21 protein-coding genes are annotated in these 17,604 nt (G+C 45.3%); 9 read left to right on the top strand and 12 right to left on the bottom strand.

The features are described from left to right. The 5 genes from RG959_RS11310 to RG959_RS11290 form a co-directional block, all read right to left on the bottom strand. Positions 1-540: an MFS transporter gene (locus RG959_RS11310; RefSeq protein ID WP_242235222.1), complete on the bottom strand. Its 540-nt coding sequence runs from the start codon at positions 538-540 to the stop codon at positions 1-3. Beyond that, positions 537-1,967, bottom strand: a complete 1,431-nt coding sequence (locus RG959_RS11305) for an FAD-binding protein (protein ID WP_342797198.1) — start codon at positions 1,965-1,967, stop codon at positions 537-539. The genes RG959_RS11310 and RG959_RS11305 overlap by 4 nt, the downstream gene beginning before the upstream one ends. Before the next feature lie 109 nt (positions 1,968-2,076). Further along, entirely contained in the window at positions 2,077-2,400 is a 324-nt protein-coding gene (locus tag RG959_RS11300; RefSeq protein WP_342797197.1) for an MGMT family protein, read from the bottom strand. Beyond that, positions 2,397-4,121: an adenine deaminase gene (ade, locus tag RG959_RS11295; protein ID WP_342797196.1), complete on the bottom strand. Its 1,725-nt coding sequence runs from the start codon at positions 4,119-4,121 to the stop codon at positions 2,397-2,399. Before ade ends, RG959_RS11300 begins: the two co-directional genes overlap by 4 nt. Positions 4,122-4,429: 308 nt before the next feature. Next, positions 4,430-4,819 (bottom strand): tautomerase family protein, encoded by a 390-nt coding sequence (locus RG959_RS11290; protein WP_315693482.1) that lies wholly within the window; start codon positions 4,817-4,819, stop codon positions 4,430-4,432. Between the two features lie 206 nt (positions 4,820-5,025). Here RG959_RS11290 and RG959_RS11285 point away from each other — a divergent pair, with 206 nt between their 5' ends. The 3 genes from RG959_RS11285 to RG959_RS11275 are packed head-to-tail and all read left to right on the top strand — an operon-like array spanning position 5,026 to position 6,450. Continuing rightward, the gene (locus RG959_RS11285) at positions 5,026-5,865 is read left to right on the top strand and encodes a manganese catalase (RefSeq protein WP_342797195.1); all 840 of its coding nucleotides are present in this window, start codon (positions 5,026-5,028) and stop codon (positions 5,863-5,865) included. Between the two features lie 15 nt (positions 5,866-5,880). Then, entirely contained in the window at positions 5,881-6,099 is a 219-nt protein-coding gene (locus tag RG959_RS11280) for a spore coat protein (RefSeq protein ID WP_242235209.1), read from the top strand. A gap of 6 nt (positions 6,100-6,105) precedes the next feature. After that, positions 6,106-6,450 (top strand): spore coat protein, encoded by a 345-nt coding sequence (locus RG959_RS11275; RefSeq protein ID WP_342797194.1) that lies wholly within the window; start codon positions 6,106-6,108, stop codon positions 6,448-6,450. Between the two features lie 33 nt (positions 6,451-6,483). Here RG959_RS11275 and RG959_RS11270 read toward each other — a convergent pair whose 3' ends face one another. Further along, positions 6,484-6,630 (bottom strand): hypothetical protein, encoded by a 147-nt coding sequence (locus tag RG959_RS11270; protein WP_242235207.1) that lies wholly within the window; start codon positions 6,628-6,630, stop codon positions 6,484-6,486. 168 nt (positions 6,631-6,798) lie between these two features. Beyond that, the gene (locus RG959_RS11265) at positions 6,799-6,927 is read right to left on the bottom strand and encodes a hypothetical protein (protein ID WP_315693489.1); all 129 of its coding nucleotides are present in this window, start codon (positions 6,925-6,927) and stop codon (positions 6,799-6,801) included. A gap of 117 nt (positions 6,928-7,044) precedes the next feature. Between RG959_RS11265 and RG959_RS11260 the strand changes: the two genes are divergently transcribed. Next, positions 7,045-8,196: an MFS transporter gene (locus RG959_RS11260; RefSeq protein WP_342797193.1), complete on the top strand. Its 1,152-nt coding sequence runs from the start codon at positions 7,045-7,047 to the stop codon at positions 8,194-8,196. 17 nt (positions 8,197-8,213) lie between these two features. On the opposite strand, the gene RG959_RS11255 is transcribed toward RG959_RS11260, so the two are convergent. Beyond that, positions 8,214-9,176, bottom strand: coding sequence for an EAL domain-containing protein (locus tag RG959_RS11255; RefSeq protein ID WP_342797192.1), 963 nt, complete (start codon positions 9,174-9,176; stop codon positions 8,214-8,216). A 218-nt stretch (positions 9,177-9,394) separates the two neighbouring features. On the opposite strand from RG959_RS11255, the gene RG959_RS11250 reads away from it, so the two are divergent. Both RG959_RS11250 and chrS read left to right on the top strand, forming a co-directional pair. Next, the gene (locus RG959_RS11250; RefSeq protein ID WP_342797191.1) at positions 9,395-9,787 is read left to right on the top strand and encodes a thiol-disulfide oxidoreductase DCC family protein; all 393 of its coding nucleotides are present in this window, start codon (positions 9,395-9,397) and stop codon (positions 9,785-9,787) included. A 356-nt stretch (positions 9,788-10,143) separates the two neighbouring features. Beyond that, positions 10,144-10,620 carry a chromate efflux transcriptional regulator ChrS gene (chrS, locus tag RG959_RS11245; protein ID WP_242235200.1) on the top strand — a complete coding sequence of 159 codons (477 nt, stop codon included), beginning with the start codon at positions 10,144-10,146 and terminating at the stop codon, positions 10,618-10,620. Between the two features lie 72 nt (positions 10,621-10,692). Here the strand turns inward: chrS and RG959_RS11240 are convergent, their stop codons facing one another. Then, positions 10,693-11,922 carry an MFS transporter gene (locus tag RG959_RS11240; RefSeq protein ID WP_342797190.1) on the bottom strand — a complete coding sequence of 410 codons (1,230 nt, stop codon included), beginning with the start codon at positions 11,920-11,922 and terminating at the stop codon, positions 10,693-10,695. A 231-nt stretch (positions 11,923-12,153) separates the two neighbouring features. On the opposite strand from RG959_RS11240, the gene RG959_RS11235 reads away from it, so the two are divergent. Beyond that, on the top strand, positions 12,154-12,723 hold the full coding sequence (locus tag RG959_RS11235; protein WP_342797189.1) for a chromate transporter: 570 nt from the start codon (positions 12,154-12,156) through the stop codon (positions 12,721-12,723). Beyond that, on the top strand, positions 12,720-13,250 hold the full coding sequence (locus RG959_RS11230; RefSeq protein WP_242235193.1) for a chromate transporter: 531 nt from the start codon (positions 12,720-12,722) through the stop codon (positions 13,248-13,250). The genes RG959_RS11235 and RG959_RS11230 overlap by 4 nt, the downstream gene beginning before the upstream one ends. 42 nt (positions 13,251-13,292) lie before the next feature. Here RG959_RS11230 and RG959_RS11225 read toward each other — a convergent pair whose 3' ends face one another. Further along, positions 13,293-13,538 (bottom strand): hypothetical protein, encoded by a 246-nt coding sequence (locus RG959_RS11225; RefSeq protein ID WP_342797188.1) that lies wholly within the window; start codon positions 13,536-13,538, stop codon positions 13,293-13,295. A gap of 209 nt (positions 13,539-13,747) precedes the next feature. Between RG959_RS11225 and RG959_RS11220 the strand changes: the two genes are divergently transcribed. Further along, positions 13,748-15,127 (top strand): copper amine oxidase, encoded by a 1,380-nt coding sequence (locus RG959_RS11220; protein WP_342797187.1) that lies wholly within the window; start codon positions 13,748-13,750, stop codon positions 15,125-15,127. 231 nt (positions 15,128-15,358) lie between these two features. Here the strand turns inward: RG959_RS11220 and RG959_RS11215 are convergent, their stop codons facing one another. Both RG959_RS11215 and RG959_RS11210 read right to left on the bottom strand, forming a co-directional pair. Beyond that, positions 15,359-16,201: an HAD family hydrolase gene (locus RG959_RS11215; RefSeq protein ID WP_342797186.1), complete on the bottom strand. Its 843-nt coding sequence runs from the start codon at positions 16,199-16,201 to the stop codon at positions 15,359-15,361. Between the two features lie 112 nt (positions 16,202-16,313). After that, the gene (locus RG959_RS11210; protein WP_342797185.1) at positions 16,314-17,582 is read right to left on the bottom strand and encodes a PTS ascorbate transporter subunit IIC; all 1,269 of its coding nucleotides are present in this window, start codon (positions 17,580-17,582) and stop codon (positions 16,314-16,316) included. Positions 17,583-17,604 lie beyond the last annotated feature (22 nt).

Below are 17,604 nucleotides of genomic sequence, written 5' to 3'. Positions count from 1 at the left end.
TCAGCCGGTTTTCGGCTCTTTCCATATGATGAATCCGCTCATAACGTACATAAGAGATGCCAGATAGAAAATGGTTGCAATCGTTAAAAAATCAACGAGGTAACCGGTAAAGATGACCGCCGCGGCTGCGGCAATGGAAGTCCAGAAGTGATAGCGGCCTATATCGGCGCCGGCCTGACCTTGGTCTGCATGCCGGGCCAAGGCCGCTTTTTCAGTGTTTTTTTGCACAGCACCCAGCACCCCCATGCACACTTGAAGCCCATATACCTGCCATACGCTTGTGGCAAGCGGGAAAAACAGCAGCAGCACAGCCATGGCCATTGAATAAAAAATGAGCAGGACCCGGTCTCCTAATCGGTCTGCCGCTTTTCCAATCACCGGATAAGCGAGGGCAGACGTTAACGCAAAAAGGCCGTACGCCCAGCCAAACTGTGAGTAGCTGTCCCCCACATTCCTCAGCAGCAGAACATAAAATGGAAAAATCATGCTCCCTGCCATTAAAACGAGACTTTGAGACGTGACAAACCGACGATAATTCATTGTTGGTACTCCTCATAAAAATAGTTTGTAAACCGCTTCTTTGGGTCCATCTCCTGCTTTTTCTTAAAAAAAGCAGGAGCAAGCGGATACGCTTTCCTCAGCTGTTCCTTCGTTGGAAAGGAGTAATAGGGCAGATAATAGCTGCCTCGGTGGTTCAAGGTGATATCAATCATTGCCTGTATTACCGCTTTTGATTGCTCCACTTCCTGTTTTGACTTTCCTTGATTGATTAAAAGTACAAGTGCGAACATGTCCTCCTTTGCATAAGACAGAACAGCCTGATCATTTTTTTCCACGTAGCGAATGGTAATGTTCAAAAGGTTAAACTCGTCTTTTTTTTCAAGAAGGTTCCGCATATCATCGATATAAGAAGCAAATTCATCTATTGGAATAAAGTACTCCTGCAGCACTTCGGTTCTCTCGCCACTTTCATAGTCCATAAAATCCGTTTCCGAACGCATAACGTTATTTCTCGATTCAAGTGAGCCATCTTCTTGAAGCATATACTGCTTTTGAGTATCCCAAAACGTTTCTTTTCCCCATTCACTGTAACGGGACAAGCCGAGGAAAAGCTTTGGCAGCGCCACAATCCGCTCTTCCTTCAACTCGTTATAGCCTGTCAGCATGTCCTGATTTTGGGCTTTTATGTAATCTGTTACATACATGCTGCGCAGAAAAGAAGAAGGGGCGACCGAAATACGTGCCAAATGCATTTTTACCGCTTCATTTCCTTTCACCTGCTGCCCAAAATAGCGGGTGTAGTCTCGATAATCAAGTTCTCTCGTTCTTTTTTGATACAGTTCATCTTCCGTCAAAGAAAGCGTAACATCTAAAATAATGCCAAATAAGCCGTAGCCGCCAATCACGTAAGGAAACCATTCAGCGTTTTCCTCTCTGCTGACGCGGATAATGGTGCCGTCCGGCTTTAACAGCCGAAATGATTTTACTGTCGTGATAAGGGCCTCGTTCCGAATATCCCGCCCATGTACATTCACGCTTAATGAGCCGCCAACTGTAAAAATGTTTTGGGACTGCATCACTTTTACGGAAAGGCCGTAAGGATTGATGTACCGCTGGATATCATCCCATGTCGCTCCGCTTTGAACAGTAATCCATTTTTCCTCCGGATCAAAGTCAATAACGTTATTAAAAGGCTTCATATCAATCATAACAGCTCCCGGATAGTAGGTCTGTCCGCCCTGGCTGTGCTGCATTCCTGCAATCGTCAGCTGAGTCCCTGTACGGTTTGCTTCCTGTACAATTTTCTTCAACGTTTGTTCACCATCCGCCCGTTCAATTGTTTTCACCTGCGCAGGCAGGAGACGCCCTGCATCTTCAACGGCTGGCCGGGAATAAACGTGGCTGTAAAGATAAACAGAAGCGGTAAATAAAACACCGTACAAGCAAACGAATAACCCTTTTTTCATGTTTTTGCGCCCCTTTTGCCAAACTTCAACTTCCATATTTTTTCACTTCCACTATACCAAAAAAAGGGTGGAGCTGCCGGGCAGGCTTGTAAACAGCCCAAAAAGCGGATCAGCCCTTTTTTGGCTGATCCGCTTTTTCAGTTATTTTATTCCAATCGACGCGCCCATCTTCTGTAAAAGAAATGCCTTCTTCCCTTAAGCGGCGGCGCTGTTCGGTTTTTGCTTCTTCACCCGGCACGTTTATTTCACCCCGGGCATTTACAACCCGGTGCCAGGGCAGATTATGTTTCTCACCCATCGAATGCAAAATGCGGACTACCTGGCGGGCAGCACGGGGACTTCCCGCCAGACGTGCTACCTGTCCATATGTGACAACAACACCTTCTGGAATACTTTTAAGTACACGAACGACATCTTCTGTAAATGACGTCACTCCGGAATTCCTACTTCAATATGGCGGAAAGCATCTACATCAAACAATCCTTTGTCTGTCAGCTTTAAGCTTGGAATAACGGGCAGGCACAGGAAAGATAAAATCATAAAAATATTTTGTGACTCCTCCGCTACAAGAGACAGCTGTTCATGCAGGTGATGCAGCTCCCCGATCACTTCTTCATACGGCTTTTCTGACATAATGCCGCCGACACGAAGAGGAACTGATGCCAGAACCTTTCCGTTTTCTACAATGACAAGGCCGCCCTGCATGCGCTCTGACGCTTCAATGGCTGCCAAAATGTCTTCATCATTTGTTCCGGCTACGACAAGGTTATGTGAATCATGTGCGACGGTTGACGCAATCGCACCCCGCTTCAGTCCGAGCCCGCTGACGATACCTGCGCCGATGCTGCCGGTTGCATGGTGGCGCTCACACACCACAATTTTCAGCTGATCGCGCGCTGCATCCGGCACGAAAAAGCCATTTTCTACTTTTACATCGGCTTCTATTTTATTTGTAATAATCCGTCCCGGTACAACGCCGATGATCATGGCTTTTTGTCCGTCCTTCAGCGGAATCTGCAAGGATTCTTTCGTAACCTTCTTTATATTAAGCGATGATTGAACCGATTCTGGCACGGCGGCACGGCGGCTTTTAGAAGCAGCTAGATCCAGCACCCGGCCGTCCTTTATAATCGTTTCCGGCTCAAGTTTCTTCAAGCTGCCCGTGATCAAAATATCTGCTGTGTATCCAGGAGCAATGGCTCCTTTGTTTTTCAAGCCGTGGCATACCGCATTATTGATCGTCGCCATTTGAATGGCAATCAGTGGATCGAGCCCATGCTCGATTGCCAGGCGTGCCGCAAAATTAACGGTTCCTTCTTCGGCCAGCTCATCCAAATGTTTATCATCTGTACAAAAAGAAAACCGGCTGCTGTTCCGCTCATGAATAGCCGGCAGGAGGGCAAGCAGGTCTTTAGCAGCTGAACCTTCCCGTACAAGAACATGCATCCCCCGGCGTACACGCGCAACCGCCTCCTCTGCTGTTACGGCTTCGTGGTCGTTGCGGATGCCGGCTGTGCTGTAAACGTTCAACGCTGCATCCGGCAGTCCCGCCGCATGACCGTCTACAGTTAAATTTGCTTCTGTTGTCATCTCAATTTTGGCAAGCATGCCTGTGTCTCCATTTAAAACAGAAGGATAATCCATAACTTCTGCCAGGCCGATCACATTTTTGTGAGGCAGGTATGGGCGCAGGTCATCCGCCGTTAACGTGGCACCGTTCTGCTCAAACGGGGTTGCCGGTACACAGGAAGGCAGCTTCATTAAAATATCAACATCCGTCCCGGCTGCATCCTCCAGCATAAAGTCGATGCCAACTCGTCCCGCCACATTGGCAATTTCATGTGGGTCTGTTACAACGGTCGTCACGCCGTGTTTAATAAGAGCCCGCGAAAACTCCGACGGTGTCACCATCGTTGATTCAATATGGATATGGCCATCGATAAAGCCCGGCATCACATACTTGCCCGACGCATCTACGATCTTTTTTCCTGTTGGATACGTGCCGATGCCGACAATGCAGCCATCTTTGATCGCAACATCCGCTTGAAACGTTTCAAGTGAAAAAACGTCTACCACTGTCCCGTTTTGAATAATAATATCCGCTTCCTCCGGGCGCTGTGCTGTTTCGATCAATCTTTTCAGTGCATTTGTCATGCCGCTTCCCCCTTTATTTTTTTCTGCTCTGTCGGCATTTGTGAATTCTCTCACTAGTTTTTCATATTTTACTCGGAAAAAAATGTGGTTGCAAATGATTTTTTATTAAAAAAAAACAGGCTCTATTTTGTCAGCGCTGACAAAATAGAGCCTGTTTGTACTTCTTCTTATAATAAATGATTTTGTTTATTTATATACGGATCGGTCATTCCCGCCACTTCCGGCTCGATCCTCCAAAAAGGGCAAGACCCGCTTTTAAAAAGCACTTAAAAAATCCATTTCAGAAAGCATCTGAAATGGATGGTAGGTTAAAGATCACCTGTTAAAAACTGCGCTTTACCAAATCCGAAGCTCCAATCGGCATCTCCATTGATGGAAAGAGAAATCATGACATCTTTTGGATCGATTCCGCAGCTTTCCTGCAATTCTTCCACAATATACTGATACAGCTTCTGTTTTTGTTCTTCTGTTCTTTGCTTGCTTACAATACTGATTACCACGACATCTTTTGAGCGTTCAAACCCAAGTCCGGTGTCTTCAATAATCATTTCATGAGCCGGATGCTGGTGAACAATTTGATAGCGGTCACGTTCCGGTACTTGAAATGCTTTGAGCATCCCCCGGTGAGCCGCATCAAGCAGCCCTTTCAGCTCTTCTTCAGTTCTTCCTTCGATGACATCAAAACGAAGCAATGGCATAGCAGAGTCCCTCCAATTCTTATGTACACTTTCACTCTATCATGGTTACCCTTCTTTCACAATGTTCATGCAATTACAACTAATTTATTACTTGTTTACGCAAGTGATTTTTTTCCTATTTTTTCGACTTAAGGATTTTGGAGCAGGAAAGGGGGGTACGACAAATAAAGACACAACATTCTATGATGCTGAAGGAGGATTTTTTTATGTTCCGTCACCAGAAAGAATTACAGTTTGAAGTAAAAGTAGAACGTCCAGACCCGCTGCTTGCCCGCCAGATTCAAGAAGTGCTCGGCGGCCAGTTTGGTGAAATGACCGTCATGATGCAATATTTGTTCCAGGGCTTTAACTGCCGGGGAGAAGAAAAGTATAAGGATATGCTGATGGATATCGGTACGGAGGAAATTGGGCACGTGGAAATGCTTTGCGCCCTGATCAGCCAGCTTCTAGATGGGGCATCGCCAGAGGCACAGGCCGAAGCAGCGGAAGACCCCGCCATCGCTGCCATTATGGGCGGTATGAATCCGCAGCACTTGCTTGTGAGCGGACTTGGCGGCCTGCCAACCAATTCAAACGGTGTGCCGTGGAACGGAAACTATATTGTAGCGAGCGGCAACCTGCTTGCTGATATGCGCTCCAATCTGCACGCTGAATCTCAAGGACGCCTGCAGGTTGCACGCCTTTACCATATGACAAAAGACGAAGGCGTCCGGGCTGTATTCCGTAAAATGCTCGCCCGTGACCGCTATCACCAATATCAATGGATGGAAGCCATTGCGGAGCTGGAAGAGAAAAACGGCGTAGCCGTGCCGGCCTCCTTTCCTCCAGAAGCAGAGCAGGAAGCACAGCCGCACGCGTTTGAGTTCTGGGATCTTTCAGAAGGATCGGAATCTGCTGAAGGACGCTGGGCAAAAGGCAGTGCACCAGATGGAACCGGTGACTATGTCTATTTAAAAGATCCAGCGCCGCAAGGTCAAAAACCGATGCCGGCTGTTCCTCCGACTGCGATTCACCATGATTTAGACGGAAAAGCAACCGATAAATAAAAAGGAGTGATGAGCATGGCCAAATCGTTAGCAATGCATGAGAAGCTGGAAGTTCATGAAGTTCTTTTATTTAAAACAGCCTGCTTGACAAAAAGCACCGCCATGCTTGACCTTGTCAAGGATTCAAATCTAAAAAAATTGCTGAAGGAAGATATTAAGCTTTCTAAAAAAGCGATTAAAGATTTACAATCTGTGCTCGAAGACGACCAAAAACAAACAGCGAAAGGCAGGTAAGCATGGATGGCAAAAAAAAGTGAAAAAGATGTGGTACTCGACGACCTGGCCATCGCGACTGATTTTCTTATTACGGCTAAAGCCGGTGTACGAAATTTAGCCGTAGCCATTACAGAAACAGCTACGCCAGAAGTGAAGCAGCTGCTGCGTCGAGAACTTGATAACGCAATTGACCTGCATGATAAAATGGCCCAGTATATGATTGATAATGAAATGTATCACGCGTATGACATAGAAGAGCAGGTCACACACGATCTTGAGAAAGCAGACAAAGCACTGTCTATTGCTCCTTCCGCTACATCATCCAGCGGAGGCAAAAACAGTTCTGCTAAAAAGTCAAAAAGCAAATAAAAAAGCATCCGGTGAAAGCCGGATGCTTTTTTTTTATAAAATAAGCGCGATCGCTTTTTGAAGCAATTCAATGTCTTTGGCAATTTGTTTTTTGATAGCGCCGTTGTGGCAGCGTGCATAGTCCATGTACAACAACGTGAGCTCCTGCTTAAAAATACACCGATCTGCTGCTATTCCCATGGCTGTCACTTCCTTTGCATGACTTTTCTTTTTAGCCTTTTAGTAATAATTACCCAATCGAAAGGAAAATATTCACCGTCATGTAAAGTTTTTAAACTCTGTATTTTCAAAACACTTCAGCAACAATCGTTGAATAAAGGGCTTTTTCTCTTTTATGCAAAGCCATCTTTAATTCCACCAGCGCACGAGAGCCCGGATCCCGTATATAACGAGTTCCCCGCCAGAAGTAATGAGTTCAAGCAAAACATGGGCCGTATCCCACTTATCTTTGCGCTTTTTTTCTGCTTTTTTATTCATTGCCTCCCGCCTTCGTTTATTTTTTTATACGTTCCATTGGCGGAGTCTGTTTCATTTTCTTTTTGTTCCCGGCCCATGCTATAGTAAAATGAGCGATTGATCGAACGGAGGCGGCCGATGATGCGGGCGTTTGTGTATCTTATTGTCTTCTTTTCTTTTTTTGACCTTTTTGCCCAGCTGCCTATTATGAGCCCGCTTGCCGAATCACTCGGTGCGGCGCCCTTCTTAATAGGACTGGCTGTTGGCATGTATTCTTTTTCTAATACAATCGGCAATATACTGTCCGGCTTTTGGACGGACAAGCTCGGGCCTTTTACCGTTTTGGTTATCGGCCTGCTGTCGACCGGTGCAGCCTTGCTTTTTTATGGGGCAGCTGTAAACGCATGGACACTGCTTTTCATTCGTTTTGTTCATGGCCTGGCTGCCGGGTTCATTACGCCAGCCGCTTTTACTTATTTGGCCAATCATACGGCAAATGAAAAAAAAGGCCAGGGCGCTGCTGTTTCCGGTGCTTTTATCGGCATAGCGGCCATTGCCGGTCCAGCTTTCAGCGGCATTTTAGCCAGCCGCACAAGTGAAATATATGTGTTGGCCGTCATAGGGGTGGTAATGACGGTACTTGGGAGCGCGGCCATGGTGATGCTGAAGAAAAAGCGGCCCGCTGTTCCTCTTTCATCCCAAACAGCGAGCGTTCCGCTTCTTGTCCTTTTCAGAAGCCCCCTCGTACGCAAAGCATTTATCGGCGCTTTTCTGCTTATGTTTTCCCAGGGGGTGCTTGCTTATATGCTGCCGCTTAAAGTAGAACGGCTTGGCTATGGAGCGCAGACAAGCGGCCTGCTCCTCAGCACGTTTGGATTAACAGCCATTGTCGTTTTTCTTTCTCCGGTTAATCGGCTGTTTGACCGGCTAAGGCCGGAAAAAACGTTTCCGTTCGGAGCGGCCATGATGGGCGTGAGCCTTCTGCTTATCAGCCAGGCGGAAGTGCCTGTCCTTCTTCATAGCATAATGGCTATATATGGAGTCGGCTTCGCTTTTTTATTTCCTTCGATTAATTCCCTGCTTGTGGACGCTGTCACAGTGGAAAGCAGGGGCAGGGCGTATGGCTGCTTTTATGCTTTTTTCTCACTTGGCGTGGTGGCAGGTTCTTCCGTAACCGGTGCTCTTGCTCTTTCCCCGCTGCAAGGCTTCATAGGGACCGGCTTTCTTCTTGTAGCAGCAGGCGTGTTCGTGTTTAGTCAATCACTCAAAAAACCGTCCAGCAGCTCTTAAGCCGGACGGTTTTTCTTTTAACCCGCTGTAGGTTCTGCAGAGGGCTTTCCAAAGTAATATCCTTGCACAAGCGGGATGCCTGCCGCAAGACAATACTCATATTCTTCTTTGCGCTCAATGCCTTCTGCGAGTGTTTTAATTCCCAGATTTGACGCCGTTTTCAGCGCTCTTTCAATAAATAATTGTTTATCCCCGTCCTGATCACAAAACGAGACGTACGAACGGTCAATTTTAATGTAGTCCGGCCTTAGCTTCTCAAGCATTTCAATCGTAGAAAAACCGGCCCCGACGTCGTCAAGCGCTACTTTAATGCCTTCTTGCTTATAAACATTCAGCACTTTTCTTAGGTGCTCAATATCTTCTATCTTCTCCGTTTCAACCACTTCAAACACAAGATCGCCAGGATTTACATTGTATTTTTCGATAATCCGAAACGTATGCTGCAGGCAGAATTCCGGATTGTAAATGGTGGAAGGCAAAAAGTTAATAAAGCTTTTCTGTCCATTTCGGATGTATTTTTTACGGGCAATGATGGCACTTTCTCTTGCCTGCTTATCCAAGTAGGAGTGCATGCCCAGCTTTTGAGCGGCAGCAAACAGACGGCCCGGCGGGATTGCCGCTTCTTTGTTTGTCCGCAGAAGCGATTCATATCCGTATATGCTGCCGGTGCCTGCGTCAACAATCGGCTGGAGAAAGCTGACAAATTGGCTCTTTTCAATGACACGGATCACTTCCTGGTGAGAAAACCATTCTGCCACTTCTCCAATGGGTGCGGTGCGAAGCGGCGCCTCGTCATCCGGACGCCCGATCCCGCCTATTAACGTCCCTTCCTGCTTCTCCTGAACAGTTTGAAGCTTTTTCTCCGCTTCTTTCATCGTTTGAAAATCGATAAATGACCAATCTTTCTCATTTGAAATAAACAGGCGGCCCGGTTCATAAAATCGAATGGGAACCCGGCATTCAATACAGCTTTCCGGCATGCGTATATACTCCTTTTCATCAAAAATAAACACTAAAAATAGCGAATATTACTTAAGTCTCCTTTTTGGATACCTTGTAAACTTTATCGGAAAAATAATGAGTATTTTTTAATTAAACTTTTGTCCTGAATCACCTTCATTTTGGTCTATAGTTTGAAGAGGGGAAAAATCGGTTAGACTAATAAGAGCAGACTGCTTAAATGAGGAGGAATTTAATCATGACAGCAATCGTTTTATTCGACGGGGATTGTAATTTTTGCGATGCCAGCGTTCAATTTATTATACAGCGTGATTCGAAAGGCTATTTTAATTACGCATCGCTTCAAAGTGATGTCGGCCAAAAGCTGCTAAAAGAGCACAACATACCAGAAGACCTTGATAGTTTTGTGCTTGTAGAAGATGGACAGGCTTATATTAAATCAACTGCTGCTTTAAGGGTAGCACGCCGCCTGGATGGAGCATGGAAATTGCTTTATGCCCTGGCAGCCGTTCCAGCACCGCTTCGCAATCTCGTATATGATTATGTGGCGGCAAACCGGTACAAATGGTTTGGCAAAAAAAGCGACCACTGTATGCTTCCATCACCGGAAATACGCCAGCGCTTTTTATAAAAAAGAAGAACCTGACTGAGCATGTACAGCGTGCAGCCAAAGTTAGAAAGCAGGCTGGTTGAAAACGTTTGGCTTTCAAGGAACGCTGCCAGTTGGGAAGCGGAATGACCTTTTGGGGTCATGAGCATTCCCAACTGGCAAGTGACGCCGAAAGCGAGCGTTTGTCAGCAGCCTGGAACCTGCCTGAGCAGGTTCTTTTTTTATGGACAGAAAACCTGCCAAATGGGTGTATTCTTTTTTCTCGTTCCACTATGATAGAAGCTGGCGGTCGGTCTTTTTCTGCTTAAAAGTTTATACACATAAACAGATCGTGATACACTAAACGCGCACTACTTTTATAATGGAGCTGACAGAGTATGTTATCAAAATACAGCATTCCCGACTTGAATATTGACGAAATAGACAAACATATTTTGTCTATTCTGCATGAAAACAGCCGCATTTCCTACACGGACATCGCAAAGCAAGTGGACCTCTCTCGTGTTGCTGTTCAAGCCAGAATTAATAACTTAATGGAGCAGGGTGTCATTGAAAAATTCACAACCGTCATTAATCCGGCAAAGATCGGTATGCACGTATCTGCTTTTTTCAATGTAGAAGTAGAGCCTCAATTTTTAGAAAAAGTGGCTGACCACCTTCAAAATGAACCGGCTGTGACAAGCTTGTATCATATGACCGGTCCCAGCAAGCTTCATATGCATGGGATTTTTACAGACAATCAGGAGATGGAGCGCTTTTTAGCAGAAAAGCTGTATCCGCTTCAGGGCGTCGTAAGTGTTGACTGCCAGATTTTAATTAAACGGTACAAAAGCCGAATGGGCATGAAACTGTAATCACATAGCAAACGATTTTCACATATAAAAAAGAGGCTGCTGGGCAGCCTCTTTTTTTGTTGTCTCCCTTCTTTACACCACTTTCTCACTTTCTGTAAATTCTTGGCCTTCTTGTTCCTGGCTGCCTTTATGATCGGTAAACAGGAACATAATCGCTCCGAAAATAAGCAGTGCCCCTGATAAATAAAAACCAAACTCCAATTTCCCGGTCACATCTGCAAAAAAGCCGGTAATGTAGGGAGCAAAAATTGAAGACAGCATGCCGCTGAAGTTAAAAAAGCCGTACACTCTTGAATACATAGAAGGCGGTGTAATATCAGCCATATACGAGATCAGCACCGGATCTAGTGCCAGTTTTCCAAGCAGTCCGTACAGGGCAAGACCTACAAGCAAAAGCGAGTAGTTTTCCGTATATGGAATGGCGAATTGACAGATAGCCCCGGCCAGCGCCAGTGAAATAATCAACGGCTTTCTGTTTTTAATTTTATCGGACAAAAAGCCAAATAAGATAGCGCCTGGAATGGAAGCCCATGGCACCAATGAAGCAATGATGCCTGTCTGGGAAGCTTCTACGCCTCTGACCGTCTGCAAATAGTAAGGCAGCCATGTGAGCATGCCGAAAAATCCATAAAGCGAGCAGAAAATAAGCACATAGACAAGAATATGATTTTTCGTAAACAGTTTTTTCATATCCAGCTTTTCTGCTTTTTCCGCTGATGCTTCTTTTTTCTTATGTGTGTCATCCCGTACAAAAACCGCAATTAAGATGGCAACGATAATAGTCGGTACCGCAAACACGTAAAACGGATACTGCCATCCTTTATTTAAAGTGTACGTAAAATAACTGGACGCCATAAAACCAAGTGAAATACCGAAGGCCATCCCGCTGTTGATCAGGGCTGATACAAGGCCCCGGTATTTTTTAGGTGTAATCGTAGAAGAAATGCCGTACTGGGAGCCGTAATACGTTCCTTCTCCAAGCCCCGTCAGCGCGCGCATCATTAAAAATACAAGAAAGGTTGCCGCCATCCCGCTTAAATAGGTTGCCACGCCGAATATTAAATAGCCAATGACGAGCACTTTTACACGGCCAAACCTGTCTGCCAAAAAGCCGGTTGGAATCTGCATCGCAGCATAAGCAGCGAAAAACACCGTTGACATTAAGCCAAGCTGCGATTTATCAAGGCTCCACTCTTCACCGATACTTCCCATAACAGGTGAAAGAATATTCCGATCTGCATACATAAAGACCCAGCCAAGGAAAAAAAGAAAAATAACAACTGCAGGATGTGTTTTTTTCATGTACGGTACCCCTTTTCATAAATTGATAGGAACAGCATAAAGAAAAAAAACAGCCTCTTGTTCATTTTCGGCAGAAAATCTCCCATAGATTTTATTCGAAACGTAATCATTTTATCTTTTTTTATTACAATCCGAATGTTAAGATGTACTAAACAATACAATTGGTTTGGCAATACAAAATCTCTTCTGAACGTGTTTCACTTTCACCACGATGATAGAAAGGATGTTTTTATGAAGCAGCTCGATATTTTTATCGCTTTTTTCCGCAGCAGCATGCTCGGCTACGGCGGCGGTCCGACGACTATCCCACTTGTTCAAAAAGAAGTGGTCGAGCGGTTTAAATGGATGGATAATGAAGAATTTGGAGACATTTTAGCGATTGGAAACACGCTTCCAGGCCCCATTAATACAAAGATGGCCGGCTATATTGGATACCGGGTCGGCGGGGTACTCGGCACGATCAATGCGATTTTAGCGACCATTCTGCCGACCATTTTATTAATGATTTTTCTGCTGACGACCTTAGCGGCTTTTAAAGACCTGGCCTGGGTGCAGGGAATGACGCGGGGCGTTTTGCCCGTCGTCGGCATCATGCTGGCCGTGTTGACAAAAGATTTTCTTCAAAGCTCGATGAAAGGCTTGAAGTGGGGAACGGTCGCTGTTCATGTTGTAATTGGACTTTTATTGATTGAGTTTCTTCATATTCATCCTGCTATTTTAATTGCCACTTTGCTGCTGTTTGCTTTCTTTAAGCCGGTTAAAGATAAAACAGCTGACAAAAAGAAAGGACGGCCCGCATGATTTATTTGCATATTTTCTGGGTATTTTTCATGACGAATCTGCTTGGCTACGGCGGCGGCCCAGCTACAATCCCGCTTATTCAAAAAGAAGTCGTGGACCGCTATGGGTGGATGACCGTACAGGAATTTAACGAAGCTTTCGCAATGGGCAATGCATTGCCCGGCCCCATCGCCACGAAGATGGGCGGTTATATCGGATTCCAGGAAGGAGGCTGGCTGGGTGCCGTGCTGGCGGTGCTGGCCACTGTACTGCCTTCTCTTCTATTAATGATCTCTTTGATGGGCATTTTGTACAAAAACCGGACCTCCCCGCGTGTAAAACGAATGACCGCTTATGTAAAGCCGACTATTGCTGTTTTACTTGGTGTGATGGCGTTTCAAGCTTTTTTCGACTCATACGTTCAAATCAGCCCTTTGCATATTTTCATTCTGGCGGCAGGCAGCTACTGGCTGATGGAAAAAAGAAAAATCCATCCCGGCCTGGTCGTCCTGTCTTCACTTATTTACGGAGCTGTTTTTCTTTCTTAACCGAAAAGCGTGAATGAAGGCCCGCTGTCTGGCAGCCATCATTCACGCTTTTTTTTGAACCTCTGCTTGAATATACATCATTTTTTCCCGGCACAGTTTCACAAAATAAATAGATTGCTTTTTTTCGTTTGCTAGATCATCCGGGTTTCTTCTTATTTCTTGAAAAACAAGTCTAACGACCCACTCCGATAAATATGTATCTCCCAAAGCTGCATAAGCAACATTCCATATTAACAATGAATATCTTCCATACAATTGTTCTATGTGATCACGGCTTAATTCAGACAATAGGCCCACCCCCTCCCCCACCATACCCGCTTGTGTTCTTACGGAAACAGCAAAATGTGCTCCCTATAAAAAAATATTTTCTTACTGCACGCTGCTTTTTTCTTTTTTTCTTTTTAAAAAATTTTATAAAAAAGTGATCCAATCCAAATCTTCTTCCGCTAGCTATTACAAGAACAACAAATCCTATGTTAAAAAAGGAGAGGTTTAATTTGAACAAAAGAAAAATGAACAAAAAATTCCTTATCGCCCCGCTTGCATTTTCACTCGTTGTCCCAACTGCCGCATTTGCAGACAGCGGTGAACAGCACCATGAAATGAGTCATCAAAACAAAGCAGCAGCCGCTTCACAAAGTACAGCAACACCAGCAGCAGAGCTTCGCATCACGTTGGATACCGCTTTAACAGAGCACGCTTTTCTAGCGGTTGAAGCGATGCGTAAAGGCGCAGATGGTGCAAAAGATTTTGACCAAACGGCCGCGGCGCTTATGGCCAACTCCGATGATATTGCTGCCGCCGTTTCATCCGTTTATGGAGACGAAGCCGGAAAACAGTTTTTAGACATCTGGAATTCTCACATCAACTATCTTGTTGACTATGTAAAAGCGACAGGCGCTGGGGAGGAAGCAGCGAAACAGGCAGCACTTGATAAATTGGAAGAGTACAAAAAAGAACAAGCTGCTTTTTTCGCAACAGCCACAGAAGACCGCCTTCCTGAATCAGCGCTTGTGGAAGGGCTGTCCATGCACCTTGACCAGCTCGTCGGCGCATTTGATGCATATACAGCAGGCGATTTTGAAACGGCATACACACATGAGCGCGAAGCCACCCATCATATGAGCATGTTTGCTGAAACATTATCAGTTGCCATTGCCGATCAATTCCCGGACAAGTTTAAAAACTCGAATCCTAACACACCAGCCATTGACCTTCGCTCGCAATTAAACTCTGTATTTACCGAGCATGCCGGCCTGGCTGCTATGGCGATGCAGGACGGAGCCGATGGAGCGAAAAGCTTTGAGCAGGCTGCTGCAGCCCTGACCGCTAATGCAGATGACTTGTCTGCCTCTGTAGCATCTGTTTACGGTGAAGAAGCAGGAGCTCAGTTTGCAAAAATTTGGAATTCTCATATCGGCTACTTTGTGGATTACGTGAAAGCGACAGGCGCAAAAGATATTAAAGCCCAGGAAGCAGCAAAAGCAGACCTTGATGAGTACATTAAAGAGCAGGCCGCTTTCCTTGATACAGCCACACAAGGACGCGTACCGGCAGCAGACCTTGAAGAAGGCTTGACAATGTACGTGGATCAGCTGCTCCAGGCTTTTGACTCCTACGTTGCGGGTGACTATGAAACAGCATACAGCTCCATCCGTGAAGCATACGCCCACATGAGCATGCCGGCGGCAGGATTATCCGCGGCTATTGTGGATCAGTTCCCGGATAAGTTCTCCGGCGAAGCAATGCCGAAAGAAATGCCGCAAACCGGTCTTGGCGGCTCTCAGCCTAATATGCCATATATGTGGCTGAGAGCCGGCTTGTCGCTTGCATCTATTACTACTGTGGCAGCACTTCGCTTCCGCAAACAGTCTTAACCAACACGAAAAGCCTAAAGGATGAACTCCTTTAGGCTCAGGCTGTTGACAAACGCCCGCTTTCGGCGTCACTTGCCAGCTGTGAATGCTCATGACCCCGAAAAGGTCACTCCGCTTCCCAGCCGGCGGCGTTCCTGGAGAGACAGACGTTTTCAATCAGCCTGCTTTCTTATTTTGTCTACACTCTCAAGCCTAAAGGATAAACTCCTTTAGGCTTTTCTCTTTATTTTTTTAGACGAGCTTTTTCTTTAAAAAGCGGTACAATCCATCTTCTTTATAGGAAAACTCCGTTACTTCATCTGCCTGCTGCTTCACAAAATCCGTGGCGTTTTTCATGGCCACACAATAACCGGCCAGCTCGAAAAGCGGCAGATCATTTTCTCCGTCGCCTACTGCCAATATCTCTTCTCTCTTCAAATGAAAGCGATCAAGCAGATTTTTCACACCCGTTGCTTTTGAAACTCCTTCTACTGTTACCTCCACATTATGGTGTGTAGACGAAGCAGTCGTAAAAGCGATATCTGTTTTTACCTGTTCCAACTCTGCCTTCCATCCATCCATTACCGCTTTGTCCCGGCTGAAAAAGTAAATCTTCGCTGCATTCTCGGCATGCAGCTCACTCGTCCACTGGATCTTAGACTGAACCGCTTCCTGGCGGGACAGCCATTCATTCTCGTGAACGGCCTCAGGCTTCGGCTCTGTTGCAATCTCTGTCATAAACGCCTGGTCTTTCTCAAGTGCCGTCCGCGGTCCCTCGTTCGGATGAATTTCATAATAAATGCCCCATTCTCCTGCCTTCAAGGCCAGTTTCTGCACCAGTTCCGGCGGCAGTGTGTGCTGTGAAATTTGTTTCTCGCCTAAAAAAGCGGACATGCCGTTGGCTGTCACGATGCCGTCTACTTTAAAAAGCGGCGGCAGCACATCCCTCGCTTCTTTTAATGTCCTGCCCGTAGCAATAAACACGAGCATGCCGCTTTGCCGAAGTTCTGCCACATAATCGGTCAGTGTATCGTTCACCGTGTTAAATTCCGTTAATGTTGTTCCATCCAAATCTAAAACAATTGCTTTATACATGGTTGAATCACCTCGTTGAAAAAGGGTATGTAAATAAAAAGACCAGCAGCTTACTTGTTTATAACATCATAAGCTGCTGGCAAATACAAATCATTTTCACTTTTAAGTTTCGTTAAGCTAGTCCAAATAATTTCATGATACTTAAAATTAAAATACCCACTATACCAAAATCAGAGTCTCCAAAAGTAGTGCCTTCGAATCCGATGTCTCCAAGCAAAACAAGCAAAACAGCCGGAAGGAAACTGATAATAATTCCATTTGCAAAAGCACCAGCCATTGCGCCACGGCGCCCTCCTGTAATGTTTCCGAAAACACCTGCAGCTGCTCCGGTAAAAAAGTGAGGGACCAGTCCCGGAACAATAACTTTTAATCCAATAACCGGGAGAATAAACATGGATAAGAGTCCAGCTAAAAAACTAAATAAAAATCCAATAATGACGGCATTCGGCGCAAAAGGGAAAACAGTCGGACAATCAAGTGCCGGTTTTGTATTTGGAGCCAGCTTATCGGCAATTCCTTTAAAAGCCGGTACTATTTCTGCGATCAGCATACGCACGCCAGCAAGAATGATATAAACACCTGCAGCGAATGTTATTGCTTGAATAAAAGAGAAGACAATAAAATTCGAGCCGCCTGAAAGCTCTGTTTCGATATAACTTTGACCAGCAAATAAAGCGACTGCAATAAAAAATATTGTCATCGTCAAGGAAACCGCAACAGAAGTGTCGCGCAGAAAGCCTAGCGATTGCGGAACTTTGATTTGTTCAGTCGTTTTTTCTTTGTTGCCCACCCATTTTCCAATCGTTGCAGACACAAAATACCCGATTGTACCAAAGTGACCGATCGCAAAATCGTCACTCCCTGTTATTTGACGAACGTACGGCTGAAGCATAGCAGGAAAGATGACCATACATAATCCAAGCAAAACAGAGCCAATTATGATTTGAGCAGGTCCATCAAGACCGCCCACCGACAAGGCGACCGCAATTAAACAAGCCATGAAAAGTGTATGATGCCCAGTTAAGAAAATATATTTGAGAGGTGTAAACCTTGCTAATAGAATGTTCACGATCATTCCAAAAACCATAATAAGTGCTGTAGCTGTACCAAATTCACTTTGCGCAGCAGCTACGATCGCCTCGTTATTAGGAATGACTCCCTGCACATTAAATGCATGATCGAACATTTTGCTAAATATATTTAAAGATCCTGTTAAAACGGATGCTCCAGCCCCAATAATAACAAACCCCATTACCGTTTTCAGCGTTCCTGAGACAATATCCGCACTTGATTTTTTCTGAAGTAACAACCCAATAAGCGCAAATAGGCCAACTAAAATGGAAGGCGTGCCTAAAATGTCATTCATAATTACGTCTAACATGCTTTTCAACCCCCTTTATATA

This window comes from Domibacillus sp. 8LH (assembly GCF_038806185.1).
In the GTDB taxonomy this organism is placed as follows: domain Bacteria; phylum Bacillota; class Bacilli; order Bacillales; family Domibacillaceae; genus Domibacillus; species Domibacillus indicus_A.
Note: the sequence above shows the minus strand (reverse complement) of the source record. Positions and strands in the feature narration are given on the sequence as shown.

Coding starts and splice junctions, on each gene's coding strand:
- RG959_RS11230 (WP_242235193.1), top strand. CDS start 12,720: ATGATTTATTTGCATATTTTCTGGGTATTTTTCATGACGAATCTGCTT.
- RG959_RS11305 (WP_342797198.1), bottom strand. CDS start 1,967: ATGAAAAAAGGGTTATTCGTTTGCTTGTACGGTGTTTTATTTACCGCT.
- RG959_RS11240 (WP_342797190.1), bottom strand. CDS start 11,922: ATGAAAAAAACACATCCTGCAGTTGTTATTTTTCTTTTTTTCCTTGGC.
- RG959_RS11290 (WP_315693482.1), bottom strand. CDS start 4,819: ATGCCATTGCTTCGTTTTGATGTCATCGAAGGAAGAACTGAAGAAGAG.
- RG959_RS11215 (WP_342797186.1), bottom strand. CDS start 16,201: ATGTATAAAGCAATTGTTTTAGATTTGGATGGAACAACATTAACGGAA.
- RG959_RS11255 (WP_342797192.1), bottom strand. CDS start 9,176: ATGCCGGAAAGCTGTATTGAATGCCGGGTTCCCATTCGATTTTATGAA.
- RG959_RS11265 (WP_315693489.1), bottom strand. CDS start 6,927: ATGAATAAAAAAGCAGAAAAAAAGCGCAAAGATAAGTGGGATACGGCC.
- ade (WP_342797196.1), bottom strand. CDS start 4,121: ATGACAAATGCACTGAAAAGATTGATCGAAACAGCACAGCGCCCGGAG.
- RG959_RS11275 (WP_342797194.1), top strand. CDS start 6,106: ATGGCAAAAAAAAGTGAAAAAGATGTGGTACTCGACGACCTGGCCATC.
- RG959_RS11235 (WP_342797189.1), top strand. CDS start 12,154: ATGAAGCAGCTCGATATTTTTATCGCTTTTTTCCGCAGCAGCATGCTC.
- RG959_RS11285 (WP_342797195.1), top strand. CDS start 5,026: ATGTTCCGTCACCAGAAAGAATTACAGTTTGAAGTAAAAGTAGAACGT.
- RG959_RS11270 (WP_242235207.1), bottom strand. CDS start 6,630: ATGGGAATAGCAGCAGATCGGTGTATTTTTAAGCAGGAGCTCACGTTG.
- RG959_RS11310 (WP_242235222.1), bottom strand. CDS start 540: ATGAATTATCGTCGGTTTGTCACGTCTCAAAGTCTCGTTTTAATGGCA.
- chrS (WP_242235200.1), top strand. CDS start 10,144: ATGTTATCAAAATACAGCATTCCCGACTTGAATATTGACGAAATAGAC.
- RG959_RS11250 (WP_342797191.1), top strand. CDS start 9,395: ATGACAGCAATCGTTTTATTCGACGGGGATTGTAATTTTTGCGATGCC.
- RG959_RS11210 (WP_342797185.1), bottom strand. CDS start 17,582: ATGTTAGACGTAATTATGAATGACATTTTAGGCACGCCTTCCATTTTA.
- RG959_RS11260 (WP_342797193.1), top strand. CDS start 7,045: ATGATGCGGGCGTTTGTGTATCTTATTGTCTTCTTTTCTTTTTTTGAC.
- RG959_RS11280 (WP_242235209.1), top strand. CDS start 5,881: ATGGCCAAATCGTTAGCAATGCATGAGAAGCTGGAAGTTCATGAAGTT.